Source organism: Azospirillum formosense (assembly GCF_040500525.1).
GTDB classification, from domain to species: domain Bacteria; phylum Pseudomonadota; class Alphaproteobacteria; order Azospirillales; family Azospirillaceae; genus Azospirillum; species Azospirillum formosense_A.
The window spans coordinates 102,791-129,580 of record NZ_CP159404.1 but is presented as its reverse complement, the minus strand read 5'-3'; the positions used below and the strand labels follow the sequence as shown (position 1 = coordinate 129,580).

26 protein-coding genes are annotated in these 26,790 nt (G+C 68.7%); 9 read left to right on the top strand and 17 right to left on the bottom strand.

Annotation, left to right across the window (positions count from 1 at the left end; genetic code table 11):
• Positions 1 to 179 precede the first annotated feature (179 nt).
• From ABVN73_RS21480 to ABVN73_RS21445, 8 genes are all read right to left on the bottom strand, one after another.
• Positions 180 to 890: a GntR family transcriptional regulator gene (locus tag ABVN73_RS21480; protein WP_353861236.1), complete on the bottom strand. Its 711-nt coding sequence runs from the start codon at positions 888 to 890 to the stop codon at positions 180 to 182.
• A gap of 64 nt (positions 891 to 954) precedes the next feature.
• Complete coding sequence (locus ABVN73_RS21475) at positions 955 to 2,001, bottom strand: AbrB family transcriptional regulator (RefSeq protein ID WP_353861235.1); 1,047 nt, start codon at positions 1,999 to 2,001, stop codon at positions 955 to 957.
• Positions 2,002 to 2,108: 107 nt separating this feature from the next.
• Positions 2,109 to 2,762 carry an isochorismatase family protein gene (locus ABVN73_RS21470; protein WP_353861234.1) on the bottom strand — a complete coding sequence of 218 codons (654 nt, stop codon included), beginning with the start codon at positions 2,760 to 2,762 and terminating at the stop codon, positions 2,109 to 2,111.
• Positions 2,763 to 2,797: 35 nt separating this feature from the next.
• Positions 2,798 to 3,922, bottom strand: coding sequence for an oligopeptide/dipeptide ABC transporter ATP-binding protein (locus tag ABVN73_RS21465; protein WP_353861233.1), 1,125 nt, complete (start codon positions 3,920 to 3,922; stop codon positions 2,798 to 2,800).
• Entirely contained in the window at positions 3,919 to 4,977 is a 1,059-nt protein-coding gene (locus ABVN73_RS21460) for an ABC transporter ATP-binding protein (RefSeq protein ID WP_353861232.1), read from the bottom strand. Before ABVN73_RS21460 ends, ABVN73_RS21465 begins: the two co-directional genes overlap by 4 nt.
• A gap of 26 nt (positions 4,978 to 5,003) precedes the next feature.
• A complete protein-coding gene (locus tag ABVN73_RS21455) occupies positions 5,004 to 5,837 on the bottom strand; it encodes an ABC transporter permease (RefSeq protein ID WP_186466013.1) in 834 nt (277 codons plus the stop codon).
• A gap of 57 nt (positions 5,838 to 5,894) precedes the next feature.
• Positions 5,895 to 6,833 carry an ABC transporter permease gene (locus tag ABVN73_RS21450; RefSeq protein ID WP_014242069.1) on the bottom strand — a complete coding sequence of 313 codons (939 nt, stop codon included), beginning with the start codon at positions 6,831 to 6,833 and terminating at the stop codon, positions 5,895 to 5,897.
• Positions 6,834 to 6,835: 2 nt separating this feature from the next.
• Positions 6,836 to 8,419, bottom strand: coding sequence for an ABC transporter substrate-binding protein (locus tag ABVN73_RS21445; RefSeq protein WP_353861231.1), 1,584 nt, complete (start codon positions 8,417 to 8,419; stop codon positions 6,836 to 6,838).
• A 346-nt stretch (positions 8,420 to 8,765) separates the two neighbouring features.
• On the opposite strand from ABVN73_RS21445, the gene ABVN73_RS21440 reads away from it, so the two are divergent.
• The 4 genes from ABVN73_RS21440 (at position 8,766) to ABVN73_RS21425 (ending at position 12,808) form a co-directional block, all read left to right on the top strand.
• On the top strand, positions 8,766 to 9,395 hold the full coding sequence (locus ABVN73_RS21440) for an isochorismatase family protein (RefSeq protein ID WP_353861230.1): 630 nt from the start codon (positions 8,766 to 8,768) through the stop codon (positions 9,393 to 9,395).
• A 102-nt stretch (positions 9,396 to 9,497) separates the two neighbouring features.
• On the top strand, positions 9,498 to 10,898 hold the full coding sequence (locus ABVN73_RS21435) for an amidase (protein WP_353861229.1): 1,401 nt from the start codon (positions 9,498 to 9,500) through the stop codon (positions 10,896 to 10,898).
• A 37-nt stretch (positions 10,899 to 10,935) separates the two neighbouring features.
• Complete coding sequence (locus tag ABVN73_RS21430; protein ID WP_353861228.1) at positions 10,936 to 12,219, top strand: amidase; 1,284 nt, start codon at positions 10,936 to 10,938, stop codon at positions 12,217 to 12,219.
• 91 nt (positions 12,220 to 12,310) lie between these two features.
• Positions 12,311 to 12,808 (top strand): GFA family protein, encoded by a 498-nt coding sequence (locus ABVN73_RS21425; RefSeq protein WP_353861227.1) that lies wholly within the window; start codon positions 12,311 to 12,313, stop codon positions 12,806 to 12,808.
• Between the two features lie 34 nt (positions 12,809 to 12,842).
• On the opposite strand, the gene ABVN73_RS21420 is transcribed toward ABVN73_RS21425, so the two are convergent.
• Positions 12,843 to 13,604 (bottom strand): ABC transporter permease, encoded by a 762-nt coding sequence (locus tag ABVN73_RS21420; protein WP_035680189.1) that lies wholly within the window; start codon positions 13,602 to 13,604, stop codon positions 12,843 to 12,845.
• Positions 13,605 to 13,612: 8 nt separating this feature from the next.
• On the bottom strand, positions 13,613 to 14,539 hold the full coding sequence (locus ABVN73_RS21415; RefSeq protein ID WP_353861226.1) for an ABC transporter ATP-binding protein: 927 nt from the start codon (positions 14,537 to 14,539) through the stop codon (positions 13,613 to 13,615).
• Positions 14,540 to 14,765: 226 nt separating this feature from the next.
• Between ABVN73_RS21415 and ABVN73_RS21410 the strand changes: the two genes are divergently transcribed.
• Together ABVN73_RS21410 and ABVN73_RS21405 are read left to right on the top strand one after the other, a co-directional pair.
• Positions 14,766 to 15,461, top strand: coding sequence for an HD domain-containing protein (locus ABVN73_RS21410; RefSeq protein ID WP_353861225.1), 696 nt, complete (start codon positions 14,766 to 14,768; stop codon positions 15,459 to 15,461).
• Positions 15,462 to 15,649: 188 nt separating this feature from the next.
• Entirely contained in the window at positions 15,650 to 17,572 is a 1,923-nt protein-coding gene (locus ABVN73_RS21405) for a tetratricopeptide repeat protein (RefSeq protein ID WP_353861224.1), read from the top strand.
• Between the two features lie 103 nt (positions 17,573 to 17,675).
• Here the strand turns inward: ABVN73_RS21405 and ABVN73_RS21400 are convergent, their stop codons facing one another.
• On the bottom strand, positions 17,676 to 17,870 hold the full coding sequence (locus ABVN73_RS21400) for a hypothetical protein (RefSeq protein ID WP_353861223.1): 195 nt from the start codon (positions 17,868 to 17,870) through the stop codon (positions 17,676 to 17,678).
• Between the two features lie 250 nt (positions 17,871 to 18,120).
• On the opposite strand from ABVN73_RS21400, the gene ABVN73_RS21395 reads away from it, so the two are divergent.
• Positions 18,121 to 18,729: a hypothetical protein gene (locus tag ABVN73_RS21395; RefSeq protein WP_353861222.1), complete on the top strand. Its 609-nt coding sequence runs from the start codon at positions 18,121 to 18,123 to the stop codon at positions 18,727 to 18,729.
• A gap of 78 nt (positions 18,730 to 18,807) precedes the next feature.
• The gene (locus ABVN73_RS21390) at positions 18,808 to 19,848 is read left to right on the top strand and encodes a DUF808 domain-containing protein (protein ID WP_353861221.1); all 1,041 of its coding nucleotides are present in this window, start codon (positions 18,808 to 18,810) and stop codon (positions 19,846 to 19,848) included.
• 222 nt (positions 19,849 to 20,070) lie between these two features.
• Here ABVN73_RS21390 and ABVN73_RS21385 read toward each other — a convergent pair whose 3' ends face one another.
• From ABVN73_RS21385 to ABVN73_RS21375, 3 genes are all read right to left on the bottom strand, one after another.
• Positions 20,071 to 21,348, bottom strand: a complete 1,278-nt coding sequence (locus tag ABVN73_RS21385) for a TRAP transporter large permease (RefSeq protein ID WP_353861220.1) — start codon at positions 21,346 to 21,348, stop codon at positions 20,071 to 20,073.
• Positions 21,345 to 21,863, bottom strand: coding sequence for a TRAP transporter small permease (locus ABVN73_RS21380; RefSeq protein ID WP_353861219.1), 519 nt, complete (start codon positions 21,861 to 21,863; stop codon positions 21,345 to 21,347). The genes ABVN73_RS21385 and ABVN73_RS21380 overlap by 4 nt, the downstream gene beginning before the upstream one ends.
• 136 nt (positions 21,864 to 21,999) lie before the next feature.
• Positions 22,000 to 22,983, bottom strand: a complete 984-nt coding sequence (locus ABVN73_RS21375) for a C4-dicarboxylate TRAP transporter substrate-binding protein (protein WP_353861218.1) — start codon at positions 22,981 to 22,983, stop codon at positions 22,000 to 22,002.
• Positions 22,984 to 23,170: 187 nt separating this feature from the next.
• On the opposite strand from ABVN73_RS21375, the gene ABVN73_RS21370 reads away from it, so the two are divergent.
• Positions 23,171 to 23,890 carry a GntR family transcriptional regulator gene (locus tag ABVN73_RS21370; protein ID WP_353861217.1) on the top strand — a complete coding sequence of 240 codons (720 nt, stop codon included), beginning with the start codon at positions 23,171 to 23,173 and terminating at the stop codon, positions 23,888 to 23,890.
• Positions 23,891 to 24,429: 539 nt separating this feature from the next.
• On the opposite strand, the gene ABVN73_RS21365 is transcribed toward ABVN73_RS21370, so the two are convergent.
• The 3 genes from ABVN73_RS21365 to ABVN73_RS21355 all read right to left on the bottom strand — a co-directional run bounded on the left by ABVN73_RS21365 (position 24,430) and on the right by ABVN73_RS21355 (position 26,742).
• Entirely contained in the window at positions 24,430 to 25,320 is an 891-nt protein-coding gene (locus ABVN73_RS21365; protein ID WP_353861440.1) for a LysR family transcriptional regulator, read from the bottom strand.
• 479 nt (positions 25,321 to 25,799) lie between these two features.
• The gene (locus tag ABVN73_RS21360) at positions 25,800 to 26,105 is read right to left on the bottom strand and encodes a hypothetical protein (RefSeq protein ID WP_353861216.1); all 306 of its coding nucleotides are present in this window, start codon (positions 26,103 to 26,105) and stop codon (positions 25,800 to 25,802) included.
• Between the two features lie 154 nt (positions 26,106 to 26,259).
• Positions 26,260 to 26,742, bottom strand: coding sequence for an Lrp/AsnC family transcriptional regulator (locus tag ABVN73_RS21355; RefSeq protein ID WP_145624813.1), 483 nt, complete (start codon positions 26,740 to 26,742; stop codon positions 26,260 to 26,262).
• Positions 26,743 to 26,790: the final 48 nt, after the last annotated feature.

Sequence of the window (26,790 nt, the reverse complement as noted above, 5' to 3'; positions counted from 1 at the left end):
ACATACAGGGCGTATATGGTGGGTAGGTAAGTGCGTGAAATGGCGGAGCTCTTGCCCCCACCCCGGCCCTCCCCCGCTTCGCGGGAGAGGGTGCCTTCTGCGAAGCGGCGGCACTCCCCTCCACCTCGTAGAGGGGGAGGGTTAGGGAGGGGGCACCGTCAGCACGGCATCACGCCCCCTCACCCGCCCGGCGTTTCCTCCATCCGGCGGAGCAGCAAATCGCACGGGCCCTGGAGATGCTCGCGCATCAGGAACTCGACGCGCCCGCTCTGGCGGCGGGCGATGGCGTCGAGGATGCGGCGGTGCTCCTCGTTGTATTGGCGCAGGGTGGGGCCGTCCTTCTCCATCTCGAGGACGTCGTAGATCTTCGGGACCCGGTAGACGGTCTGGAAGGAGCGGTTGAACAGCCCGCTCGGCACCAGCCCCATCAGGGTGGTGTGGAAGCGCTGGTTCAGAAGGCGCCACTGCTCCAGCGCCTCCCCCTCCAGCGGGCCGTCCCCGGCGATCAGCGCCTCGGCACGGTCGAGGCCGTTGCGCAGCGCCCGCTCCACGTCGAGCGGCAGGCCGCGCTCCGCCACGATGCGGCAGCCGTGCCCCTCCAGCAGGGCGCGCATCTCGTAGCTCTCCAGCAGGTCGCGCCGGGTGAACTGGCGCACCGTGTAGCCGCGGTTGGTCTCGTAGGTGACCAACCCTTCCCGCTCGGCCGCCACCAGCGCCTCGCGGATCGGGGTCCGCGACACGCCGAACTGGGCGGCCAGCTCCGCCTCCTTCAGCTTGGTGCCGGGGAGCAGCTTGCCCTCCAGCACCCGGTTGCGCAGGGCGGTCATGATGGAGCCGACCTGCTCGGACCGGACGGTCCCGGTCGCCTTCTCATCGCTGAACGGGGTCACGGTGTCCTCCGGCCGGGGCGTCGGGCGCCGGCGCTTGGAAAATGGCGGGGCAAGGGATTGCGTTCTATCGGCGGCGCAGGAATCGCACAAGCAGAACGCTCATCAGGATCGTCCCGAACAGCCGCAACGTCTGGAGGGTGAGGATGAAGGGCACGTCGGCGGCGCTGCCCAGAGCCACCACCGCCACGGAATCCAAGCCGCCGGGGCTGGTCGCCAGATAGGCGGTCAGCGGGTCCTTGCCGGTCAGCGTGACCAGCAGCCAGGCGGAGCCGAGCGACATCGCCACCAGACCGAAGGTGGACAGCAGCATCAGCGGCACCGACGCCACCAGATCGCGCAGCAGCTCCCGCCGGAAGCGCAGGCCGGTCGTCCAGCCGATGATCGTGAAGGCGACGGCGATCAGCCAGGACGGTGAGTCCAGCACCACCAGCCCGGTCATGTTGAGGGTGCCGCCGAGCAGGATCGGCCCCAGCAGCGCCCCCGCCGGAAGCCGCGTCACGGTGCCGGCCCAGCCGCCGGCCAGCGCGACCGCCACCAGCGCCAGCGTCGAGGCGACGGAGGCCGATGGCGCGGGAACGGCGCCGGGAACGGCGATTGGCACGGGAACGCTGCCCAGCAGGAAATGGCAGACGAGCGAGGCCAGGACGACGACCACGATCACCCGCAGATACTGCATGACGGCGACGAAGCGCGGGTCGCCGCCGAAATCACCGGCCATGGCGATCATCGCCGGGGCGGCACCCGGCATGGTTCCCCACAGGGCGGTGCCGCCGGGAAAGCGGCCCGACCGCTCCAGCAGCCAGCCGACCAACACCGCGCCGGCCAGCATCGTGGACAGCGCCATCAACATGGGGAACCAATGCAGCGCCACGTCGTGCAGGATGGTCACGTCCATGGACCGGGCGACGACGCCCCCCGTCAGCGCCTGGGCCAGCCAGGAGAAGCGCTTGGGCAGCTCGATGGAGGCGCCGCGCACCCCCAGCAGGATCGCCGCCGCCATCGGGCCGAGCAGCGTCGCGCCGGGAAGGCCGGCCACCAGGAACAGGGCGGTGGACAGGAGGGTCGACCCCACCAGCAGGCACCACTGGAGGGGATTGGAAAGGGACATCATGTCGGCAGATTGCTCAGGGGCGCGCCCGCCGGTCGGCTACGGGCGCGCCACCGCTCCATACAGTTCGGATCGACAGTTCGGATGGGGTCAGGGACGAAGGAACGGGATCAGGCGGCCACGGCCTCGGCCTGCTTCTCGACGTAGGCCATCACCTCCGCCACCGGCAGCACGTCGCCATACTTGGCGTTCATGTCGAACAGGGCGGAATCATGCGGGGCCTGGTGGCGGTCGCCCACGCATTCGGCGGGGACGATGACGCGGAAGCCATGGGACACCGCGTCCACCGCCGTGGCCCGCACGCAGCCGCTGGTCGAGCAGCCGGTGAGGATCACCGTGTCGCACTCCATCACGCGCAGCATGGTGCTGAGCGGCGTGCCGAAGAAGGCGGAGGAATGGTGCTTGACCAGCACGACGTCCTGCGGCTCCGGCGTCACGCGGGCGTCGAACTCGGCCAGCGGGTTGTCGGCGGTGAAGGCGCGCAGCGCCGGGATCTTCTTGACGAACATGCCGCCCTCGGTCCCCGCCGCGTCATAGACGACCTTGGTGTAGATGACCGGCAGGCCGGCGCGGCGGGCGGCGGCGTAGAGCGGCACGCTGGCGATCGCCGCGTCAACCACCCCCTGCCCGAAGAAGGGGGCGCCGGGCTGGGTGTAGAAGTCGATGAAGTCGATGGAGATGATGGCGGCCTTCCGGCCGAAGCCGATCCGGTTCTGGAAGACGCCGGAATAGTTGTCCTTGAGTTCGTCGGTGACGCTGAACATGGGGTGTGATCCTTAAGCCGATTGCAGGGGGCCGATTACAGGGTGATGGGACGGATGGGCGGATAGCCGATGTCCTGAAGGACCGCCGTGGCGACCTCGGACCGGGTTTCCGGTGTTTCGGGGAAGTGGCAGGCGACTTGGTCGGTGCCGCCGCAGGCTCTCAACGCGGGCTGGTCGATCAGGCAGGCGCGCGGCAGCATGGCGTCGCCGCTGCGCTCGGTGGGCACGCCGCCCGCCGCCGCGACCAGCCGCGCCCGGTAGCAGCGCGGGTGGAAACGGCAGCCCGGCGGCACGTTGGTGGCCGAGCCGATCTCGCCCATCGTCACCGAGGTGCGGCGGCGGTTGCGCATCCGCACGTCGGCGATGGGCACCGCCGCCAGCAGCGAGACGGTGTAGGGGTGCAGCGGCCGCCGGTAGAGGTTGTCGCGCTCCGCCATCTCCACGACCTTGCCGAGATACATCACGGCGATGCGATGGCTGACGTGGCGGACCACCGCCAGATCATGGGCGATGAACAGGTAGGACAGCCCGCGCTCCCGCTGGATGCGCTGGAGCAGGTTGATGATCTGCGCCTGGATCGACACGTCGAGCGCCGACACCGGCTCGTCCAGCACCAGGATCTTGGGGTCGAGCGTCAGGGCGCGGGCGATGCCGATGCGCTGGCGCTGGCCGCCGGAGAACTGGTGCGGGTAGCGGTCGGCGTGCGAGGGGTCGAGCCCGACGAGGCTCATCACCCCGGCCACCTTCTGCGGCCCGTCGCTGTCCCACAGCCCGTGGACCTTCAACGGCTCGGCGATGCTCTGGCCGATGGTGACGCGGGGGTCGAGCGATCCGTAGGGGTCCTGGAAGACCATTTGGATGTCGCGCCGCATCGCCTGCATCTCGGCCTTCGACACGCCGGTCACGTCGCGCCCGTCGACCAGCAGCCACCCGCTGGTCGGCTCGACCAGCCGCAGGGCGAGGCGGCCGAGCGTGCTCTTGCCGCTGCCGCTCTCGCCGACGAGGCCGAGGGTTTCTCCGGCACGGATGGTCAGCGACACGCCGTCCACCGCCCGCACCGCCTTGCCGGCCGTCTTGAACAGGCCGCCGCGGCGGGTGAAGACGCGGGTGGCGTCGACGAGCTCCAGGGCCGGAGGCGGTGCGGAGAGGGTGTCGCTCATCGGATGGCCTCCTTCCGGTCGGGCAGGTCTTCGTGGAAACAGGCGCTGCGGTGGCCGGAGCGGTCGCCGGCCAGCGGCAGCGGCCGCCGGGTGCAGCAGTCCGCCCGCCCGCGGCCGACCGTGCAGCGCGGCTCAAAGGCGCAGCCGGGCGGCAGGCGGGCGACGTTGGGCGGCTGGCCCTCGATGGCCGGAAGCTCCTCGTCCACCGGGCCGTCGAGGCGGGGGATGCTGCGGAACAGCGCGCGGGTGTAGGGGTGGCGGGGCCTGGTGAAGACCTCCTCCATGGAGCCGGTCTCGACCAGCCGCCCGGCGTACATCACCGCCACGTCGTCGGCGTATCTGGCGACCAGCCCCAGATCGTGGGTGATGAGCACCAGCGCCATGCCGGTCTCCGCCTGGAGGTCGGCGAGCAGGTCGAGGATCTGCGCCTGCACCGTCACGTCGAGCGCCGTGGTCGGCTCGTCGGCGATCAGGATCTTGGGCGACAGGGCGATGGCCATGGCGATCAGCACGCGCTGGCGCTGCCCGCCGCTGAGCTGGTGCGGGTAGTCGTCCACCCGCCGCGCCGGGTCGGGAATCTGGACGCGGGCCAGCAGCTCGATGGCGCGGGCGCGGGCGGCAGCGCGGCCGATGCGCTGGTGGGCCCGCAGCACCTCGACGATCTGCTCGCCGATGGTGAAGACGGGGTTCAGCGCGGTCAGCGGGTCCTGGAAGATCATCGAAATGACCGCCCCGCGCAGGCGGCGCAGCCGCTCCGGCGGCTGGTGCAGGATGTCGGCGCCGTCGATCCGCACTTCGCCGCGGCGGACGCGGCCCGGTGCGGCGACGAGGCCGAGCGCCGACAGGAAGGTCATCGACTTGCCCGATCCGGACTCGCCGACCACCGCCAGCGTGCCGCCGGCCCGCACGGCGAGCGACACGCCGTCGATGACGGTGACCGGTCCGTCGTCGCCGGGAAAGACCGTGGTCAGGTCGCGCAGCTCCAGCGCGACCGGGCGGGGGGCCGTGGCGGGGGCGGCGGGGGCCGCCGGCGCCACGGGGTGAAGGTTCGGCATGGCCTTGTTTGGCATGGGGGGCATTCTCACAGCACGCGTCCGGAGGAGCGGCGCATCTGCGGGTCGAGCGTGTCGCGCAGGCCGTCCCCCAGCAGGTTCAGGGCGACCACCATCACCGCGATGCAGATCCCCGCCGACAGCGAGATCAGCGGATTGGAAGCCAGGAAGCTCTGCCCGTCGGCGATGACGTTGCCCCAGGTCGGGGCCGGCGGCTGGACGCCGAGGCCGAGGAAGCTCAGGCCCGCTTCGGCCAGGATGGCGGTGGCGGCGCTGACCGTGGCGACCACGATCACCGGCGGCAGGCTGTTCGGCACGACGTGCAGGAACAGAAGCCGCATCGTGCCCATGCCGATGGCCCGCGACGCTTCGACGTAGGTGCGCGGCTTGATCGTCAGCACGACCGCCCGCATCACCGCGGCGACCCGCGGCGTGAAGGCCAGCGCCACCGCGATGATGACCGACTCCAGCGAGGAGCCGCGCGCCGCCACCAGGGCGAGCGCCAGCAGGAAGCCGGGGAAGGCCAGCAGGATGTCGATGACCGAGACGGTCACCCGCTCGACCCAGCCGCCGAAGAAGCCGGCGACGGCGCCGATCACCATCCCCAGCGACAGCGAGAGCGCCATCACCGCGACGGCGACCTGGAGCGAGATGCGGGTGCCCCAGATCAGGCGGGACAGCACGTCGCGCCCGAACTGGTCGGTGCCCAGGAGGTGCGCGGCCGAGGGCGGGGCCAGCGTGTTGGCGAGGTCGGTCTCAAGCGGCGACATCGGGGCGATCCAGGGGGCCGCCACCGCCACGATCAGCAGCAGGGTCAGCAGGATCACGCCGATCAGGAAGCCCGGATGGCGGAAATAGCGCATCAGGGACGACCGCCGCGCCGACGCGGGCGCGGAGAGGGATGCTGTGGCTGCCATGGGTCACCGTGTGGACAGGCGCGGATCGACCAGCCCGTAGGCGAGGTCGAGCAGGCTGTTGACGAGGACGACGGCGACGGCCAGCACCAGCACGCCCGCCTGGACGAGCTGGTAGTCGCGGGCCGAGACCGCCTTCAGGATCATCGAGCCGATGCCGGGCCGGCTGAACACCACCTCGATCAGGATGGCGCTGCCCAGCGACCAGGCGAAGGTCACCCCGACGATGGCGAGGATCGGCACCAGCGCGTTCTTCAGCGCCAGCCGCCACACCACCCGGCGCTCCGGCACGCCCATGGCGCGGGCGACGCGGATGCAGTCCTGGCCCAGCACCTCCAGCATCGCCGAGCGGGTCAGGCGGGTGATATAGGCCGCGACCGAGATGCCCAGCACGCCGGCCGGCAGCACCAGATGGTGCAGGTGGGTGAGGAACCCGCCACCCGAGCTGGCCCCCAGCGCCGGGAACCATTTCAGCTCCTGCGAGAACAGCAGGACCGAGGCGAGGCCGAGCCAGAAGACCGGGAAGGAGATGCCGAACAGCGCGACGATCATGATCAGCATGTCGCTCCACGATCCCTGCCTCTCCGCGGTGAGGATGCCCAGCGGGATGCCGATCGCCACCGCCACCGCGAGGCCGGCGAAGGCCAGGATCGCGGAGTCGGGGAGGCTGAACAGGATCTCCTCCAGCGCCGGGCGGCCGGTGACCACCGACGACCCGAAATCCCCGGTGACGGCGCGCAGCACGTAGAGCCCGTACTGCACGTACACCGGCTGGTCGAGGCCGAGCTGGGCGCGCAGAGTCGCCAGCGCCTCCTCGGTGGCGTAGTCGCCCAGCATGTACTGGGCGGGGTCGCCGGGGATCATCCGGACCAGGAAGAAGGTCACGGTCACGATGCCGAACACCGTGATCGCGAGCTGCGAGAGTTGGCGAAGAAGCCGGTCCATCGTCACGCCTCCAGCAGCGAGACCGGGTAGGCACTCATCGTGAACAGGGAGTTCTGGACGAAGCCGGAGACCTTCCTGGTGTGGGCGATGAACAGGTGGTCGGCGTAGAGCGGGATCACCGGGACGTCGCCCATCACCTTGGCCTGGATCTTCCCATAGACCTCCTTGCGGGCGGCGTCGCCCTGGGCGTTGCGGGCGGCGGCGATCAGGTCCTCGACGCCCTCGTAATGGGCGGTGTTGAGGCCCGGCGGGAAGGAGGACTTGGCGAACAGCGACAGGATGGGGCTGTCCGGGTCGGGGGCGCCGACGACGCCGGTGACGCAGGTCGGCACCGTGCCCTTGTTGCGCGCCTGGAGGTAGGCGCCGCGCTCCAGCACCTTGATCTTGGCATCGATGCCCACGGCGGCGAGGTCGCTGGCGATCGGCACGACGATCTTGTCGTAGGGGTTGGCGCCCGGCGCCACGAGGTCCAGCGTGAAGCCTCCCACCCCGGCCTCCTTGAGCAGCGCCTTGGCCTTCGCCGGGTCGTAGGGCAACAGCGGGACCTGATCGGTGAATTCCTGGAACGCCGGGGTGAGGAAACCGCTGGCCTCCGACTTGGTGCCCTTGAAGAAGCCGTCGATCAGCGCCTTGCGGTTGATGGCGTGGTAGATCGCCTGCCGCACCCGCACATCGCCCAGCGGCTTGATCGAGGTGTTGAGGACGAGGTTGATCGTGTGGTTGGCGTCGCGGTCGAGTACGGTGACCAGACCGCCGCCCTTCAGGCGCTGGATGACCTCCGGCTGCTGCAGCCCGAAGAAGATGTCGATCTCGCCGTTCTCCAGGGCGATGGCCGCCGCCGTCTCGTCCTTGATGACGCGGAACTGCACCTCCTCGACCTTGGGCGCGCCCGCGAAATAGTCCTTGTTGGCGGACAGCTTCACCTCGCGGCCCGGCGCCCAGTTCTGGAACACGAAGGGGCCGGTGCCGATGGGGTTCAGCGCGAACGCCTTGTCGCCGATCTCGCCCAGCGCCTTGCGGCTGACGATCCAACCCTGGTTGAAGGCCGACACCTTGTGCAGGAAGCCGGAGTTCGGTTCCTTCAGCGTGATGACCACACGGTCGGGGGACGGCGTCTCGATGGACTTGATGGAGGCGAGCTGGCCGCTGTAGCTGCTGCCGGTCTGCGGGTCGAGCACGCGCTCGAACGAGAACTTCACGTCGTCGGAGGTGAAGGGGCCGAAGCCCTTGTGCCAGGTGACGCCGCCGCGCAGGGCGAAGCTGTAGACGGTGCCGTCGCCGGAGATGTCCCAGCCGGTGGCGAGGTCGGGAACGATGGCGTTGCTCGCCTCGTCGTACTTGACCAGTCCGTTGAAGATCTGGGTGGCGACCGTCTGGTTCTCGATCTGGAAGATGCGGGCGGGATCCAGGTTGCCGATGTCGCTGCCGATGCGCACCCGCAGGACCGGCGGAGCCGCCGACGCCGGCAGAGGCCAGCCGCTGCCCGCCACCAGGGCGCCAGCGGCCAGCAGGGTACCGAACTGGCGGCGGCTGACACCGCTCCGCTCGATCCGGCCGGCCCGTTCCTTGCGATTGATCCCGTCCATAAGCCTGCTCCTCTGTGTCGAAGATTTTACGGGCAGCGCCAGGATTTGTCCGGTCGATTTTTGCACACAATCTGCGCTGGACCCTTGTGCCCGACCAAATTGGCAGGAATCGTGCCACCCTGCGGCGAGCTGTCGCAGGTCGCCTTAAAACCTTTTTAAAACAACATTTTAAGTGCCGTATCGGCTCAATTGCTCGTGAATGCAGCAATAGGAATACCTGCGCAAAAGGCGGGCAATGGCGGTTTTGAAATGGTGAAACTATGGACTTTGAATGCAAAAAAACCTCGTTGTATTCTGGTTGGGCGCCCGTGATGCGGCGCTGCAGCGGAAGAAGGAACCTCCTGAAATGAGCGATCTTTCCATCTACGACCGCCAGGGCATTGGCAAACCGCTCGGCTTCGGCCGCAAGTGCGCCCTCCTCATCATCGACTTCCAGATTGGTTTCACGCGCGAGGACGCCTTCGGCGGCTTCAACATCAACAGCGCCATCACTGCCACGGGAAAGTTGCTCGGACATGTTCGTCCCCTGGGCATGCCGATCGCCCACGCCTGCTTCATCGCGCCGGAGGCTCCGGGCGGCATCGGCCCGTTCGGCGAAAAGATCCCGTCGCTGCTGACCCTGACCGCCGATTCCCCCGACGTCGCCTTCGCTCCGGAGGTCGCCCCGCTGCCCAACGAGTTCATCGTGCGCAAGCAGCACGCCTCGGCCTTCTTCGGCACCGCCCTGTCGTCCTGGCTGCGGGCGAACGCGGTCGACACGCTGCTGGTTACCGGCTGCACAACCTCGGGCTGCGTGCGGGCCAGCGTGATCGACGCCTCCGCCCACGGGCTGCGCCCGATCATCGTGGAGGAGTGCGTCGGCGACCGGGCGGAGGAGCCGCACCGCGCCAACCTGTTCGACATGGGCAAGAAATACGCCGACGTGATGCCGCTGGATGCGGTCATCGCCCATCTCGCGCTGGCGGACGCCGCCTGACCCGGCGGCCCCACACCTAAGCGCAACGAAGCGACTTCAACAGGCCGTCGCCGGAGCAGTTCGTCCGAAGCCATCCGGCACGCGAGCGGAAAGCAGCAACGCATGTCCGAACTTTCGACAACGCATCCGGCCCGGTCCGGCGGCGACAGCCCCTCCATGCCCGGCGCCAGCGAGGCGGAAACCCGCGCCCGCCTCGCCCGCATCGAGAGCCTGAACCCGATCGTCAACGCCCTGCTGGCGGTGGACGCCGACGGGGCGGTCCGCCGGGCGCGGGCGCAGGACGAGGCGCGGGCGGCGGGCGACTGGCCCGGCCTGCTGGACGGGGTGACGGTCACCGTCAAGGACTGCTTCGAACTGGCCGGGGAGACGACCAGCTACGGCTCGTCGGCCCGCTTCGCCCGGATGGGGCATCGGGACGCCCCTGTGATCCGCCGCCTGCGCGACGCTGGCGCCATCCTGGTCGGGCGCAACAACCTGTCCGAATTCTGCCTGGGCTCGACGAACCAGAACGAGCATCACGGCCCCTGCCGGAATCCCTGGGACACCGGCCGTGTCCCCGGCGGGTCGAGCGGCGGGTCGGCGGCGTCGGTCGCGGCCGGGCTGTGCCGGGTGTCCATCGGCACCGACACCGGCGGCTCCATCCGCATCCCGGCGGCGCTCTGCGGGGTGGTCGGGCTGCGGCCCAGCGTCGGCCGGGTGTCCAACACCGGCGTGATCCCGTGCAGCGTCGATTTCGACACCGTCGGCCCGCTGGCCCAGTCGGTCGCCGACGTGGCGCGCGCCTTCGCCGCGATCGCCGGCTACGACCCGGAGGACCCCAATTCGGCCGACGTGCCGCTCGGCAACTTCCTGCCGGACCTCAAGGCGGGCATCGCCGGCGTGCGCATCGGTCTGCCGCGCAACTTCTACTTCGACAACCTCCAGCCCGCGGTGGCGGAGCGGGTGCGCGCGGCGGCGGCGGTGCTGGAGAAGGCCGGCGCCATCCTGGTCGACATCACCATCGAGGACGCGGAAGTGGCGCAGGCCCGCACTGCCTTCTCGCTCCTCGTCGCCGACATGGCGCAATACCACCTCGACAAGATGGAGACCGCCCCGGAGTCCATCGGGCCGGAGGTGCTGCGCCGCCTGCAGCTTGGCCTGCCGGTGAGCGGCGTGCAGTACGCGGAATCGCGGCGCTGGCTGGCGTCCTGGAAGCTGCGGTTCCGCGCGCTGTTCGAGCGGGTGGACCTGATCCTCACCCCGACCGCCCCCATCGTGGCGCCGCGCATCTTCGACAGCGGCGACATGATCGAGGCGACGCGGGCGGTCAGCCGCTTCACCTACGGCTTCGGCGCACTCGGCCTGCCCGCCATGTCGGTGCCCTGCGGCTTCGACGGCGACGGGATGCCGGTGGGGATGCAGATCGTCGGGCGCTGGTTCGACGAGCCGCTGGTCTTCCGCGCCGGGGCGGCCTTCCAGGCGGCGACCGACCACCACCGCCAGCGCCCCGCCCTTCCCCTCTGAGTCTCCGGCCCGCCTGATCTTTCCGGAAGGACCCGCCATGGAACCGTTCGAACTCACGGCCAGCGAGGCCGCCCACGCCATCCGCGACGGTCGCCTGACCAGCGAGGCGCTGGTCCGCTCCTGCCTGGAGCGAATCGAAGACCGCGATCCGGAGGTGCGCGCCTGGATCACCGTCGATCCCGCCCTGGCGCTGGCCGCCGCGCGGGAGTCCGACAAGCGCCCCGCCGCCGGCCCGCTGCACGGCCTGCCCTTCGGCGTGAAGGACGTCATCGACACCGCCGACCTGCCGACGACTCAGAATTCGCCGATCTTCCAGGGCCACCGGCCCGCCCGCGACGCCGCCTGCGTGGCCATCGCGCGCAGCGCCGGCGGCATCCTGATGGGCAAGACCGACACGGTGGAGTTCGCCTCCGGCGGACGCAAGGCGGCGACGCGCAATCCGGTGAACCCCGCCCACACGCCGGGCGGCTCCTCCTCCGGGTCGGGGGCGGCGGTGGGGGACCGGCATGTGCCGCTGGCCTTCGGCACCCAGACCGGCGGTTCGCACATCCGCCCCGCCGCCTTCAACGGCATCTACGGGTTCAAGCCGACCTGGGGCGTGGTCAGCCGCGAGGGGATGAAGCACTACGCGGTGTCCCTCGACACGCTCGGCTGGTACGGGCGTTCGGTGGCCGACCTCGCCCTGATGGCCGAGGCGTTCCGGTTGGAAGGCATGGGCAAGACGCCGCTGGTCAAACTGGCGGGCCTGCGCGTCGGGCTCTGCCGCTCCCCCGTCTGGTCGCGCATCGAGCCGGCGGGCGAGGCGGCGCTGCTGCTCGCCGCCCGGCGGCTGGAGGAAGCCGGCGCGGTGGTCGTGCCCTTCGAGCTGCCGGAGGCGTTCTCGACCCTGGCCGAGGTGCAGGACGTGATCCGCCGCGGCGAGGGGCGGGCCTCCTTCCTCGACCTTTACCTCAGCGACCGCCATCGGCTGCACCCCGAACTGGCCGACCATTGCGAGCACAACCACGGCATCACCGCGCGCACCCTGACCGAAGCCTACGACGTCGCCGACACCTGCCGGCCGCGCTTCGCCGCCCTGTTCGAGTCCATCGACGTGATCCTGACCCCACCCGCGCCGGGCGAGGCACCGGAGGGGCTGCACACCACCGGCGACCACATCTTCAATTCGATCTGGACGGTGCTGCACGTTCCCTGCCTCGCCATGCCCTGCGGCCGCGGGCCGCGCGGGCTTCCGGTGGGGGTGCAGCTGGTGGCCCCGCGTTTCCAGGATGCCGCCCTGCTGGCGATGGCCGAGGCGATGGCCCCGGTGGTCGACGTGTGAGGGCGGCGTCGCCTGGAAACTTTCCCGGACCGGGCGGGTTGGACGGGTGCGGCGCCGCAGCCGGGCGCCCGAGGACGGGAGGAAAGGACGGATGAAGCTCGACGGGTCCTGCCACTGCGGCGCGGTGCGTTTCTCGGTGGACGCCTACGCGCCGGTCCCCTACCTGCGCTGCCACTGCTCGATCTGCCGCAAGACGGCGGGCGGGGGCGGCTACGCCATCAATCTGGGGGCCAAGGCCGACACGCTGGAGGTGACGGGGGCGGAGCACATCACCGTCTTCCACGCCCGCATCGACGGGGAGGAAAGCCCCGGCGAGCGGCGCTTCTGCTCGCGCTGCGGCTCCGCCCTGTGGGTCAGCGACCCGCGCTGGCCGGAGCTGGTCCATCCCTTCGCCAGCGCCATCGACAGTCCTCTGCCGGAGGCGCCGGCCCACGTCCACATGATGCTGGGATCGAAGGCCAACTGGGTCCCGGTCGAGGCCGGGCCGGGAGACGAGCGCAGCGACGATTACCCGCCGGAATCGCTGGAGGAATGGCACCGCGCACACGGGATGCTGGATGAAGGTAAAAAAATGGAGGGCGGGGCGTGACCCCCGCCCTCCTGGCCGGTCAATCGTCCAGCTTTCAGTTCTTCAGCTTGTAGCCGGTGCGGAAGATCCACCAGACCGCCGTCAGGCAAAGCGCCAGGAACAGCGCGGTCATGGCGAGGCTGATCCCCACCGGCACGTCGGCCTGGCCGTAGAAGCTCCAGCGGAAGCCGCTGACCAGATAGACGACCGGGTTGAACAGGGTGATCTTCTGCCACAGCGGCGGCAGCATGCTGATCGAGTAGAAGCTGCCGCCGAGGAAGGCCAGCGGCGTGATCACCAGGATCGGCACGATCTGCAGCTTCTCCCAGCCGTCCGCCCAGACGCCCAGGATGAAGCCGAACAGGCTGAAGGTGACCGAGGTCAGCACCAGGAAGGCGACCATCCAGAACGGATGCTGGATCGAGTAGTCGACGAACAGCCGGGCGGTCAGCAGGATCAGCACGCCGAGGATCATCGACTTGGTCGCCGCCGCCCCGACATAGCCGAGCACCGTCTCGAAGGCCGAGATCGGGGCCGACAGCACCTCGTAGATCGTGCCGGAGTAGCGCGGCATATAGATGCCGAAGGAGGCGTTGGACACGCTTTCCGTCAGCACCGACATCATGACGAGGCCGGGCACCAGGAAGGCGCCGTAGCTCACCCCGTCCACCGCCGTGAAGCGCCCGCCGATGGCCGCGCCGAAGACGATGAAGTAGAGCGAGGTCGAGATGACCGGCGCCGCGATGCTCTGGAACAGGGTGCGCCAAGTGCGGGCCAGCTCGAACAGGTAGATGGCCTTGACCGCATGAAGGTTGATGGGGAAGGTCATGCCCGCTCCTTCACAAGGCTGACGAAGATCTCCTCGAGGGAGCTTTCCTCGGTGTGCAGGTTCGTGAAATCGATGCCGTGGTCGCCGAGCTTGCGGAGAAGCCGGGCGATGCCCGTCTGGTCGTCCTGCGTGTCGAAGCTGTAGACCAGCTCCCGCCCGTCGCCGGACAGGGTCAGGGGATAGCCGGCCAGCTCCGTCGGGATGGCCTCCAGCGGGTTCTGGAGCTGCAGGGTCAGCAGCCGCTTGCCGAGCTTGCGCATCAGCGCGGCCTTGTCCTCGACCAGCACGATGCGGCCGTTGGAGATGACGCCGATGCTGTCGGCCATCTCCTCCGCCTCCTCGATGTAGTGGGTGGTCAGGATGATGGTCACGCCGCTGTCGCGCAGCCGCCCGATCATCTCCCACATGCCGCGGCGAAGCTCCACGTCCACACCGGCGGTCGGCTCGTCGAGGAAGAGGATGCGCGGCTCGTGCGACAGGGCCTTGGCGATCATCACGCGGCGTTTCATGCCGCCGGACAGCGCCATGACCTTGCTGTCCTTCTTGTTCCAGAGGGACAGGTCCTTCAGCACCTTCTCGATGTGGGCGGGATCGGGCGGCTTGCCGAACAGCCCGCGGCTGAAGCTGACGGTGGCCCAGACGCTCTCGAACGCCTCGGTCGTCAGTTCCTGCGGGACGAGGCCGATCAGCGATCGCGCGGCGCGCCAGTCGCGCACGATGTCGTGCCCGTCGACCGTCACGGTGCCCGCGGTGGCGTTGACGATGCCGCAGACAACGCTGATGAGCGTCGTCTTGCCGGCCCCGTTCGGTCCCAGCAGGGCGAAGATCTCACCGCGGCGGATGTCGAGATCGACCCCCTTCAGCGCCTGGAAGCCGGTGGCGTAGGTCTTTTCCAGCCCACGCACCTGAATGATCGGCTGCATGTCTCCCCTCTGCCTGTCGGTCGGCCCGTTCCGGGCGGGCGTCACCTTAACGGCGGGACGGCCCGCGGTCATCGGTCATTCGGCGCGATGCAACCATTCCGGAGAGGAGGGAACTGATTTCGGAGTCCCGATTCGGGGTGGGGGAAGCCCGCCCACAAATGATTTCGGGACAAAGGCCTTGCCCCTCCCCATATTATGTAAAAAGCACGAAAGAGGACGAGCGCTCATGCCAAAAGATGTTGTGCTCAGCGATGTCGATGTTTGGGAAAGCTCCATCACCACATGGCTGCGTTCCAACGTGGCCGAGGACCCGGCGCACGATGTCGACCATCTTCTTCGCGTCTGGCGCACCGCCAAGGCCCTGGCCGCGGCGGAAGCCGAACGGGACGGCGGACCGTCTTCCGATAGGCCGGCCGACATGCTCGTCGTGCTGGCCGCGGCCCTGCTCCACGACATCGTGAACGTGCCGAAGGACCATCCGGACCGCAGCCGCGCCTCCCGCCTGTCGGCGGACCGGGCGGAGGAGGTTCTGAGCGGCATGGGCTTCCCGGACGCGCTGATCCCCGCCACCCGCCACGCCATCGAGGCGCACAGCTACTCCGCTGGCATCCCGCCGCTGACCATCGAGGCGAAGCTGGTCCAGGACGCCGACCGGCTGGAAAGCCTGGGGGCCATCGGCATCGCCCGTTGCTTCGCCACCTCCGGCCTGATGAAGCGGGCGCTGTTCCACGGCGAGGACCCGATGGCCGAGGCCCGCCCGCTGGACGACCTGCAATACGCGCTGGACCATTTCAAGGCGAAGCTGCTGCTGCTGCCCAACACCATGCAGACCCCGGCCGGCCGGGCGCGGGCGCAGGAGCGCGCGGCCTTCCTGCTGTCCTTCCAGGTCCAGCTTCTGGCGGAGATCGCTGGGGACGCCTGACGGGTCCGGCACGGCATGCGTGTGGAGGCAGACCCGACGACAACGCTCTCCTCGCCGGGATGGTGGCGCGTTAGCGTACCCTAATGGAGCGCATCGCGACGGCGGTGCGGCTCGGACGAACCGGGCCGTGGCAGACGCGGCGCGGCCCGGTTGGTGTGCGAAACGACGTTCCTCAGGCAGCATCGACCATGAACAAGAACAGGCAGTCCCGCGGTCCTTCCGCGCCGGACATGCGCAAACTGTCGGACGCTCTGGCCTCGGCCCAGAACGGCGATCTGGGGCGCGCGGTCGCGCTGTTCGAACAGGCGACCCGGGGCACCGCGCCGACTCCGCAGATCGCCGGATTCGGACGGGACCTCCACGCGGCGGTCGGAAACGCCGCCTTCGGAAACCAGCGGTACGACGACGCCCTGAGCGCTTTCGAACTGGCCCGCCGCTACGACCCGAACCACCCCGGGATCCTCCTCAACATCGGCAACACGCTGTTCCGGATGGGCGCCTACGAGCGCGCCGCCGGCGCGCTCGAACAGGCGCGGGCGCTGCACCCGGCGGGTCCGGACACGCTGCTCAGCCTCTCGGCGGTGCTCTTCCAGCTGGGCCGCCTCGACCAATCGGGGCGTCTCGCCCGCCAAGCGGCGGCGCTGGCGCCGAACGCCCCGGCGGTGTGGTTCAACCTGGGGACCGCGCTCAAGGGTGAGGACCGCCTGGCCGCCGCCGCGGACGCCTACCGCCGCGCGCTGAAGATCGCGCCCGGGAACCCGACCGCGACGGTCGGGCTGATCCAGACCAAGCAGCGATCCTGCGACTGGTCCAGCTTCGACGACGACGCGGTCGCGCTGGACGCCATCGCCGCGCAGGGCGTGCCGGTCCAGGCCTCCATGATGCTGTCCCACCGCGTTTCCGCCCGGTCGCTCCTGGCGGCGGCGCGGGCGCACGCGCAGACCATCCGCGCGAAGCCGGTGCGGCTGAAGACCAAGCCCGGCAAGGCGGACGTGGCCACCATCGCCTACCTGTCGAACGATTTCCGCCAGCACCCGGTCGCGCAACTGCTGGCCGAGGCGCTGGCGCTGCACGACCGGTCGCGTTTCCGCGTGCTCGCCTACAGCTATGGCCCGGACGACGACAGCGTCGAGCGCCGCCGCATCCGGGAGGGCGTCGACCGCTTCATCGACATCGACTCCCTGACCGCGGAGGCCGCCGCCGAGACGATCCGGCGGGACGGCGTCGACATCCTGATCGACCTCAAGGGCTACACCGGCCACCCGCGGCCGCACATCCTCGCCGCCCGGCCGGCACCGGTGCAGGTCCAGTTCCTGGGATATCCCGGCACCCTGGGCGCCCCCTGGATCGACTACATCGTCGCCGACCCCGTCTCCCTGCCGCCGGACCTGGAGAGCGGCTTCACCGAGGCGGTCGCGCGGATGCCCCGCTGCTTCCTGCCGCGGGACCGGCGTCATGAGGTCCCGCCGGCGCCGCCGCGATCGGCCTGCGGCCTTCCGGCGGACGGCTTCGTGCTCGCCTGCTTCAACAACGCCTACAAGATCACGCCCGAGATCTGGGCCGTGTGGATGGCGTTGCTGCACAAGATTCCCGACGCCGTACTGTGGCTTGCCCGGACGACGGCGGAGGCCGAGCGGAACCTGCGTGAAGCCGCCCGATCGGCGGGCATCGCCGCGGACCGCATCGTCTTCGCGCCCTGGGCCGCGACCTTGGACGATCATCTGTCCCGGCTCCAGAACGCCGACCTGATGCTGGACACCCTGCATTACGGCGCCCACACGACGGCGAGCGACGCGCTGTGGGTGGGGCTTCCGCTGGTGACATGCCCGGGTCGCACGCTGCAGTCGCGCGTCGCCGCCAGTCTGCTCCACACCGCGGGCCTTCCCGACTTCGTGACGGACTCCCTGGCGCAGTACGAAGGCGTGGTTCTTCAGTGGGCGGACAACCGCGCCGGTCTGGACGTTGTCCGGAAAAGGCTGCGCGCCGAACGCGACGGCGGGCCGCTGTTCGACATGAACGCCTACACGCGCCTTCTCGATCGGGCGTTGCTGACGATGCTGGAGCGCCAGCGCCAAGGAAAGCCGCCGACGACCTTCACCGTCGCCGGGTAAAGCAGCGCAAAACGAAAAAGGACCGCTCCGGAGGAGTCGGTCCTTTTTTCCGGCCCGGATAGGCGGGCCGCCGCGTCGTGGGGCCGGAAGGCCTTGGCGCCGGTCATTCGCGCATCAGCGTCGGCAGGTCGAGCATGGAGGTGCGGGCCGCCGGAGCGTAGGTGCCGGACGACACAGCCTGGTATACGATATACAGCGGAGTGGCCGAGAACCAGGCGCTGGCGAACTCCGTAACACCCTTGGCGATGCTCGACAGAAGGCCGTCCTGATGGCTGTGATGGGCGGAAGCGTAAGCCATGATGTGTCTCCTCTTTGCTGATGGGGTTATTGTGCCGTGGTATACCCGATACCAGAAGCGCTATGCCCGCAGAGCAGCAAGACCGAAAAATTACAGCTTCCTCAAGCGTTTAGGATCAAAACTGTCGGCTTGGCGAACCAAAAAAAATGGATACTCCGGTATGACTCCTCCCGCATGATTGCGTATGTGTTTGCCAAGGAATCGCGTATCCTGGCGTCATTGCCCTTGGAGATAATCTGGAGAGCCGTCCGTGCCGGCGCATGAGTGGCCGCAGATCGTCCGCGCTTTGCGAAGGCTGCACGGCCTGACCGGCGCGCAGTTCGCCGTCATGCTGGCCACCACCGAGGAAACCGTGGCCCGCTGGGAAGCCGGGACCGCCCTGCCCGCCCCGCGGGAGCAGGCGCTGTTGCGCGACGTGCTGACCGGCCATTTCCGCCACCACCCCACCTTCCTCGGCCTGAAGGCGATGGTGCGGAGCATGGGCGAGAAATGCACCCTCTACACCCCCGGCCTGATCGCCCAGGCTGTGTCCCCGCCGCTGGCCCGCTGGATCGAACGGCACCGCTTCGACATCGTCGGCTCCTCGCTGCTGCCACGCATCGACGGGCTGACCGCGGAGATGATGGAGCGCTACGCCCTGCCCATGCTGGAAGGGACGAACGACGTGCTGTCGGTCACCTACAACGACCGGGCCGTGGCCTTCCGCAACGCCGTCATCAACCGGCGGCTGAACGTCGTGCCGGTGGACGGGGTGCGCGTCCTGGTGCTGGTGGACCGGGTGCTCTACCTGGACGACGGCCAGGACGCGCCGGACCCGGACATTCACATGCTCACCGTCGACCAGCTGGCCGACGACTGACCGGCTTTCCGAAGGTCCGGCTTGCCCCCGGCGGCGTTGTCTGCTCCATGGACGCCGGTACGGAGGGGAGCCAAGACCTTGAGCACGGGACTGATCGCACTGTTGGACGATGTGGCCGGCTTGGCGAAGGTCGCCGCCGCCTCGCTGGACGACGCCGCGGGGCAGGCGGCGCGGGCGGGGGCCAAGGCCGCCGGGGTGGTGGTGGACGACGCCGCGGTGACGCCGCGCTACGTGGTCGGCTTCACCGCCGACCGTGAATTGCCGATCATCGGCAAGATCGCGCTGGGCTCGCTGAAGAACAAGCTGGTGTTCCTGCTGCCCCTGGCGCTGGCGCTCAGCCTCGTGGCGCCCTGGGCGATCACGCCGCTGCTGATGCTGGGCGGCGGCTTCCTCTGCTACGAGGGGGCGGAGAAGGTGTGGGAGGCGCTGCGCCCCCACGCGGCGCACCACGACGCCGAAGGAGCGGGCGCCGCCGGGCGGGACGCCGCGCAGTTCGAGCGGGAGAAGGTCAACAGCGCCATCAAGACCGACCTGATCCTGTCGGCGGAGATCATGGCCATCGTCCTGTCCACGGTCGCCGCCGAAACCTCGTCCTTCTGGATGCAGGCGGCCGTCCTCGCGGTCGTCGGGGCGGGCATCACCGGCCTCGTCTACGGCGCGGTGGCGCTGATCGTGAAGGCGGACGACGTCGGCCTGTCGCTGGCGCAGAACGGCCGCCCGGCGGCCAGCCTTCTGGGGCTGCGCACGCCTTCCCCCGGCGCGCCGGGCGGGGCCGACCGGGCGCTCGCCCCGGTGACGCAGGCGATCGGGCGCGGGCTGGTCAAGGGGATGCCGGTGTTCCTGAAGCTGCTGGCCCTGGTCGGCACCGCCGCCATGCTGTGGGTGGGCGGCGGCATCGTCATCCATGGGCTGGAGGGCTTCGGCCTGACCGCGATCGGCCACGCGATCCACGGCGCCGCCGTGGCGGCGGGCGAGGCCGTGCCGGCGGCGAAGGCCGCGGTGGAATGGCTGGTCGGGGCGGCGGGGGCCGGGGTGTTCGGGCTGCTGCTGGGCGCCCTGCTGATCCCCCTGGTGCACAAGGTGGCCGCGCCGCTCTGGGGCCTGGTGACCGGCAGATAGAGCCTCCGGACGCGCGAAGGGGCGGCCCTGCCCGGACCGCCCCTTGGCGTTTGCCCTTCACACGCGGCCCTGCCCCGTTTCCACAATGACAAGGACGCTCCATGGACGGGGCTTGGTGTGCCCGGACCGGCCGTGGGTCCGCCGAGAGATCGGAGCGCCATATATTAGTATATCAACGCTCCGGTCCAAGGCAAGCCCGCCCCTTGCCCTGGCATCAGGGACTCACATCAGCATGTTCGGCAGGAACAGCACCAGCCCCGGCCACAGCGTCAGCACGGCGACCAGCAGGACGACGGTGCCGACGAAGGGCAGCGATTCGACGATGTACTCCTCGACCGGGCAGTCGAGCAGGCTGCACACCGTGTACATGGCCACGCCCACCGGCGGCGTCATCGAGCCCAGCGTGACGATGGTCATCATCAGGATGCCGAAATGCACCGGATCGACGCCCAGCGGCGTGACGATGGGCAGGAAGATCGGCGTCAGCAGCAGGACCAGCACCGTGCTTTCCACGAACAGGCCGGCGATGAACAGGAAGATCAGGATCAGCGCCACCACCAGAAGCGGGTTGGTGGTGAGCTGGGTCATCGCCTCGGCGATGGTCTGGGGCGCCTGCTCGAAGATGATGGCGTAACCGACCATGCCCGAGAACAGGATGATCAGCATGATCAGGCCGGTGTCCACCACCGCTTCCTGAAGCGCCTCGGCCACCGCGGCCCAGGTCAGCTCCTTGTGCAGCAGGAAGCCGACGACGGCGGCGTAGACGACGGCGAAGGCGCCAACCTCCGACGGGGTGAACAGGCCGCCGCGGATGGCGAACAGCAGGGCCACCGGGAACAGCAGCGCCCATTTCGCGTCGGCCATCGCCCGCCACACGGCGCGCAGGGTCGGACGCTCGGCCATCTCAGGGCGGTAGCCGCGCCGCTTGGCGATCAGCCACACCGTCAGCATAAGCCCGGCCATCATCAGCAGGCCCGGAATCACGCCGGCCAGGAACAGCCGGCCGATCGACACGTTGCCGACGAAGCCGTAGAGGATCAGACCCAGGCTGGGCGGGATGGTCGCGGTGATCAGCGAGCCGACCGCGATGGTCGCCGAGGTGAAGCCCTTGGAGTAGCCGCGGGCGATCAGGCTGGGGCCGAGGATGCGCGCCTCCATCGCCGCGTCGGCCACCGCCGAGCCGGAGACGCCGCCCATCAGCGTGGACAGCACGATGCAGACCTGCGCCAGCCCGCCGGACATCCAGGACACCAGCACGTTGGAGCAGTTGATCAGGCGGCTGGTGATGCCCGTCCGGTTCATCATGTGCCCGGCCAGCACGAAGAAGGGCACGGCCAGCAGCGGGAAGCTCTGCGAGGCCGAGGCGACCTGCTGCACCCCGATGGACATCGGGATGATGTCGTTCGTGGCGAAGAAGGAGAAGCCGGCAATGCCGATGGCGAAGGCGATGGGAAGCCCGAAGGCCATCAGCACGAAGAAGATGACGGCAAGCAGGGTCACGGCACGACCTCCTCGATCTCGCCGGATTTGGGGGCCGGGGCGAAGACCGGCTTGGGGTGGCTGCGCAGACCGCGCAGGGTGTCCAGGATCTGGCCGGTCAGCGTGATGGCGAGCAGCAGGCAGCCCACCGGCACCGCGGCGGTGACGAAGGCGTAGCTGATGCCGCTGTCGCCGAACTGGCGCTCCAGGTTCAGCATGGTCAGCCGGTAGCCCATCACCGTCATCGTGAGGAGGAAGGCGACGACCAGCACGCCCAGCACGACGTCCAGCGTGGCCCGCGTGGAGTCGGGAAGGCGCTTGACCAGATAGTCGATGCCGATGTGGGCGCGCTTGCGCAGCGCCATGTCGGCGCCGAGGAAGGCGACCCAGACGAACAGGAGCTGCGCCACGTCCACCGACCAGACCAGGGGATGGCCGAACCAGCGCATGACGCCGGCGGCGAAGACGAGCAGCACAATGGCGGCGAGGAGAAGCATCGCCAGGACGGCTTCCCCCTTGTGAAACAAGGACGACATGATGGCGGTCCCTTGATGGCGGAAGGTGCGGCGGACAGCGTCGAATTTGGAAGGGACTGGTCCCCACCCCGGCCCTCCCCCGCTTCGCAGGGGAGGGTCAGGGAGGGGGCAAGCCCAGCGCCGAACGAACCCCGCGTCAGTTCTGCAGCAGCTTTTCCACTTCCTTGTGGAGTTCGGCGTAGCCCAGCTTCTCGTAGACCGGCGCGGTGGCCTTGCGGAACGGGGTCACGTCGATCTCCTCAATCGTCATGCCCTTGTCCTTCATCTGCTTCTCGAAGTCGGCGAGCGACGCCTGGGTGGCGCGCGACGCGCTGTCGCCGGCCTTCAGGGCCTCTTCCTTCAGGATCGTCTGCTGCTCCGGCGGCAGCTTGTCGAACCAGGCGGCGCTGGTGACGATGCCGGTGATCAGGTTGATATGGCCGGTCTTGGTGACGTGGTTCGTCACTTCATAGAGGCGGGACCCGAAGCTGGCGGGGTGCTGCGCCTCGACGCCGTCGATCACCTTCTGCTGCAGGCCGGTGTAGACCTCCGACCAGCCCATCGGGGTCGGGGTGGCGCCCATGGCGCGGATCGTCTCCATCCACACCGGCGCGCCCGGCGTGCGCATGCGGATGCCGGCGAGGTCTTCCGGCCCCTTCACCGACTTGTTGGTCAGCAGGTGCCGTTCGCCCTGCCACCAGTTGAAGGACAGCACCTGATGACCCGACGCCTTGCGCAGCTTGTCCGACCACTGGTCGAACAGCGGCGAGGTCACGACCTTGCGGATGCCGTCGTAGCCCTGGGCGAGGTACGGGCCGCCCAGGACGCCGAACTCCTTCACGAAGACGGCGAGCCGCCCGCCGTCCACGACCACCGCGACGCCGGCCCCGGCGCGGGCCTGCTCCAGAACGTCCTCGTCCTTGCCGAGCTGCGAGCCGGGGAACAGGCGGACGGCCATCTTGCCGCCGGAGCGCGCCTCGACGTTCTTCTTGAACTCCTCCAGCCCCCTGTAGAGCGGGTCCTGCTGGGCCAGCGCCGTGTTGACGCTGAGCGTGTAGTCGGCGGCCAGCGCGCCGCCGGCAACGGTGGCCAGCGCAAAGCCGAGGGCGGCCACGCGCCAGGTGCGGGTGATGATGCTCATGTCTCCTCCCCCTTTGAGGAAAACGCCTCTTGCACGGAGGCGATTGTTCGGTACGCGACTGGTATGGTAGTATACAAGAATGGTGTTGTCCATGGGCTTGCGAACGGTGCAGGATGAAATCCGCCGCCTCGGATCGTCCCGGCGGGCACCGGCGGAGCGGACCGTAAGAAGAAGGAATGGGGGGAGCATGTTGAGGAGGATCGAGCCGGATTCGGCGGAGCCCGTGGCGCGCCGCGTCTTCCGGGAATTGCGCCACGCCATCGTGACGATGCAGTTCCAGCCCGGCAAGCCGCTGTCCGAGCAGGAGGTTGCAAGCCAACTCGGCGTCAGCCGCCAGCCGGTGCGCGAGGCCTTCATCAAACTGAGTGAATCCGGGCTGGTCGTCATCCGTCCGCAGCGCGGCACCTTCGTGGTGAAGATCTCGGCCAAACAGGTGATGGACGCCCGCTTCGTCCGCGAGGCGGTGGAACTGGCGGTGGCGCGCAAGGCCGGTGAGGGCTTGCCGGCCCGCGCCGTCGCGGAACTGGAGACCAACCTGAAGGCGCAGCGCGAGGCCGCCAAGAGCACCAACCCGGCGGCCTTCCTGGAGCTGGACGAGGCCTTTCACCGCACCATCGCGCTGGGGGTCGATTGCGAATACGCCTGGCGGGTGGTGGAGGAGACCAAGGCCCAGATGGACCGCGTGCGCTACCTCAGCCTGCCGCAGGCGACCCCGCTGGACCGGCTGATCGCCCAGCATGAGCAGATCGTCGAAGGCATCCGTGCGCGCTGCCCCGACGCCGCCGAGGCCGCTATGCGCCTGCATCTGCGCGAGATCCTGACCTCCCTGCCCGAACTGGCCCGGCGCTTCCCCGACCTGTTCGACAGCGAGTCCGCCCCCGCCGACCCCATCGCCGAGTCCGCGTGACCAATGGGATCGTAACGCTGCAAAAAAAACAAATGAAGCGCTGTGAAGAGCGCTTCGATTACTCTGTTTCTTTGGAAATCGTCTCGTAGAAGCGCTATTTTCCCGCAATATCGATATGGAAGGCATATCGATTGCGCGGTTTATCTTGCGCCCGCGCGATGTGAGCATTGGCCCGATGGGACAAAGGGGGCGCCCCGCCGCCCGCAAAAGCCAATCGGAGCCTTGCCATGAAGACCGCCCGCCCCGTCAGCGGCTTCGCCCTCGCCTCCCCGATCACGACGGCCGCCATCCAGCAATCCCCTCGCCCAAACGAAAAAGGGGCCGCGCGGCCCGGGTCGATCCGGATCGCGCGGCCCCACGGTGCGGGACGGGAGGACGCCGGGGTCAGTGGGCGTGGGCACCGCCCGGCACCGCCGGGGGCATGACCTTGTTGCGACCCCAATGGGCGACGCTATGCCGTATACTGGATGGCAGGAACAACAAAGGGGCGCGGCCCCGCCCGGCGCCGCGCCCCCATTCGCCAGCCCGCTGTGCGGGAATTAGAATTGGCTCTCCGCGACCTTCTTGACCAGGAAGTCGCGGAAGACCGCGATGCGCTTGGAATGGCGCAATTCCTCCGGATAGACGAAGAAAGCGTCCACCTTCGACCCCGACTGGTCCGGCAGGACCCGCACGATGTCGCCCAGCCCGGCCACCAGATAATCGGGCAGGGAGCCGATGCCCAGACCGCTCTCCACGGCGCGGAAGATCGCGTACAGGTTGTTGACCTGAAGGACCGTCCGGTCGCGGGCCACCGGATCGGTCACCAGATCGCGAAGCCAGTGCGTGTTGGCGAAGGGCGCGCGCAGTTCCTGCGGATAGGTCACCAGATCGTGGGAGGCGAGATCGGCCACCGTCTGCGGCTCTCCCTTGCGGTCCAGGTACCGGCGGTGCGCGTAGAGGTGCGAGCGGAAGGTCATCAGATGCCGCTGGATCAGGTCCGGCTGGCGCGGCGGGCTGACGCGGATCGCCACGTCGGCCTCGCGCATGCCCAGGTCCAGCTCGGTGTCGGTGATCAGCAGGGTGAGCTGGATGTCCGGGTAGAGCGCCAGGAATTCCCCGATGCGCGGGGTCAGCCATGTCGAGCCGAAGGCCGCCGTGGCCGTCACCTTCAGCGGACCCTTGGCGGCGTCCTTGCTCTCGCTCAGCATCGCCTGGGTCATCGACAGCTTGGCGAAGATGTCGCGCGCCGCGTGGTTCAGCAGCTCGCCCTGCTCGGTCAGGATCAGGCCGCGGGCGTGCCGGTGGAACAGCGGAACGCCGAGGCTGTCCTCCAGCGCGCTGATCTGCCGGCTGACCGCCGATTGGCTGAGGTTCAGGGCCTCGCCCGCGTGGGTGAAGCTGCCGGCCTCGGCCACAGCATGGAACACCCGCAACTTGTCCCAGTCCATCATCCCGTCCTGCTTCCCGATGCCTTTGCCTGTTGGTCGGGGTCTGTCAGCGGGAAAAATCGCCGCGCGCCCCTGTTCCAATACTCTTTATGGCAAAACGCGGCCCAGGTCTTCCATTGCGAACGTCATGAGCGGTACGGACGATGGGATGTTGAACGTGTTGAAAGCGGGATTACGGTCGGCGGACCGCGGTTGTCACAGCGCACACACGCTCACATGGACGCGATGTCCTTTTCCGCCGTGTCCCTCAACAGCCGATCGAAGCGTTCGGACTTGCGCCCCGAGCGAACAGTTTGGCGCCTGCGGCGCGTTCCGAATCCGTCCGCACCAGCTTGTTCAAGGCGACGTCCGCCGTCAGCCTCACGGTGGCTGCGCCATCGTCCGTCTGCCCCGTCAACGAACCGCGCTCCCGCATCGCGCCCCGCATCTCGTTCGAGATCGCGACCGCCTGTTCCAGACGCAGCCCCGGGCCAGCGATCTTATCGATGACGGGCAGACGCGCTCTGGCTGCGGGTTTCCTTCCGCTTTCCGGACAATGCGTCGTTCATTTCGTCGGCCGGCATCTGGCCGGACGAAACGAAGAGACCCAATGCGCTTCGGCCGTCGGTCGACAATTCGCCAAACAGCGAAAGCGCGTCGCCTTTCAAGGCCGATGCCAATAGGCTCGAGTCCACATGGTCGGCCTTCCCGCCGCCGTTGCTGGCTTCGCTTTCCTTGGTCCGGCTCACCAGCGGTTTGGAGGTCGTCGCCGGGTGTGCCGGCGCTGAAGGGATCACACCGCGCAAGGAAGTGTTTGACGTTCCCCTCCAATCGGCAACCTTGAGGCGAGTAAATGATAAAATTACTCACGCAATCGATCGTCAATACAGGTGAAGGCCGGAATTCAATCAATAACGCCGAACTGGATATTTACTGTTTTATGGATTCGTGGGTTCCCACTCACTCCACCAGATGCCCGAGCGGCAGGGCCGTGCGGTAGCGCACCTGCTTCAGCGCGAAGCTCGACCGGATATTGGCGACCCCGGAAATCCGCGTCAGATGCTCCTTCAGGAAGCGCTCGTAGCTGGCGAGGTCGGGGACCACCACGCGCAGCAGGTAATCGGCGTCGCCGGTCATCAGATAGCATTCCATCACCTCCGGCAGGGCCATCACCGCGGCCTCGAAGGCGTCGATCCGCTCCTCCACCTGCCGTTCCAGGCTGACGCTGACGAAGACGTTCACCGGCAGATCGACCGCGGCGGGATCGACCAGGGCGACGTGGCGGGCGATGACGCCCGCGTCCTCCAACGCCTTGACCCGACGCAGACAGGGGGACGGCGACAGGCCGACGCGCTCCGCCAGCTCGTTGTTGGGCATCCGCCCGTCCTGCTGGAGCAGGGCCAGGATCTTGCGGTCGATGCGGTCGAGTTTAATTTTCGGCATTTCATGCTGTCTGAAAGGCTTCTGCGCAATCCGATGCTAATCCGACGC

Bases quoted from the DNA above. Each gene is read 5' to 3' on its own strand.
- ABVN73_RS21475 (WP_353861235.1), bottom strand. From the start codon at position 2,001: ATGATGTCCCTTTCCAATCCCCTCCAGTGGTGCCTGCTGGTGGGGTCG.
- ABVN73_RS21470 (WP_353861234.1), bottom strand. From the start codon at position 2,762: ATGTTCAGCGTCACCGACGAACTCAAGGACAACTATTCCGGCGTCTTC.
- ABVN73_RS21465 (WP_353861233.1), bottom strand. From the start codon at position 3,922: ATGAGCGACACCCTCTCCGCACCGCCTCCGGCCCTGGAGCTCGTCGAC.
- ABVN73_RS21460 (WP_353861232.1), bottom strand. From the start codon at position 4,977: ATGCCGAACCTTCACCCCGTGGCGCCGGCGGCCCCCGCCGCCCCCGCC.
- ABVN73_RS21455 (WP_186466013.1), bottom strand. From the start codon at position 5,837: ATGCGCTATTTCCGCCATCCGGGCTTCCTGATCGGCGTGATCCTGCTG.
- ABVN73_RS21450 (WP_014242069.1), bottom strand. From the start codon at position 6,833: ATGGACCGGCTTCTTCGCCAACTCTCGCAGCTCGCGATCACGGTGTTC.
- ABVN73_RS21445 (WP_353861231.1), bottom strand. From the start codon at position 8,419: ATGGACGGGATCAATCGCAAGGAACGGGCCGGCCGGATCGAGCGGAGC.
- ABVN73_RS21440 (WP_353861230.1), top strand. From the start codon at position 8,766: ATGAGCGATCTTTCCATCTACGACCGCCAGGGCATTGGCAAACCGCTC.
- ABVN73_RS21435 (WP_353861229.1), top strand. From the start codon at position 9,498: ATGTCCGAACTTTCGACAACGCATCCGGCCCGGTCCGGCGGCGACAGC.
- ABVN73_RS21430 (WP_353861228.1), top strand. From the start codon at position 10,936: ATGGAACCGTTCGAACTCACGGCCAGCGAGGCCGCCCACGCCATCCGC.
- ABVN73_RS21425 (WP_353861227.1), top strand. From the start codon at position 12,311: ATGAAGCTCGACGGGTCCTGCCACTGCGGCGCGGTGCGTTTCTCGGTG.
- ABVN73_RS21415 (WP_353861226.1), bottom strand. From the start codon at position 14,539: ATGCAGCCGATCATTCAGGTGCGTGGGCTGGAAAAGACCTACGCCACC.
- ABVN73_RS21410 (WP_353861225.1), top strand. From the start codon at position 14,766: ATGCCAAAAGATGTTGTGCTCAGCGATGTCGATGTTTGGGAAAGCTCC.
- ABVN73_RS21405 (WP_353861224.1), top strand. From the start codon at position 15,650: ATGAACAAGAACAGGCAGTCCCGCGGTCCTTCCGCGCCGGACATGCGC.
- ABVN73_RS21400 (WP_353861223.1), bottom strand. From the start codon at position 17,870: ATGGCTTACGCTTCCGCCCATCACAGCCATCAGGACGGCCTTCTGTCG.
- ABVN73_RS21380 (WP_353861219.1), bottom strand. From the start codon at position 21,863: ATGTCGTCCTTGTTTCACAAGGGGGAAGCCGTCCTGGCGATGCTTCTC.
- ABVN73_RS21375 (WP_353861218.1), bottom strand. From the start codon at position 22,983: ATGAGCATCATCACCCGCACCTGGCGCGTGGCCGCCCTCGGCTTTGCG.
- ABVN73_RS21370 (WP_353861217.1), top strand. From the start codon at position 23,171: ATGTTGAGGAGGATCGAGCCGGATTCGGCGGAGCCCGTGGCGCGCCGC.
- ABVN73_RS21365 (WP_353861440.1), bottom strand. From the start codon at position 25,320: ATGGACTGGGACAAGTTGCGGGTGTTCCATGCTGTGGCCGAGGCCGGC.
- ABVN73_RS21355 (WP_145624813.1), bottom strand. From the start codon at position 26,742: ATGCCGAAAATTAAACTCGACCGCATCGACCGCAAGATCCTGGCCCTG.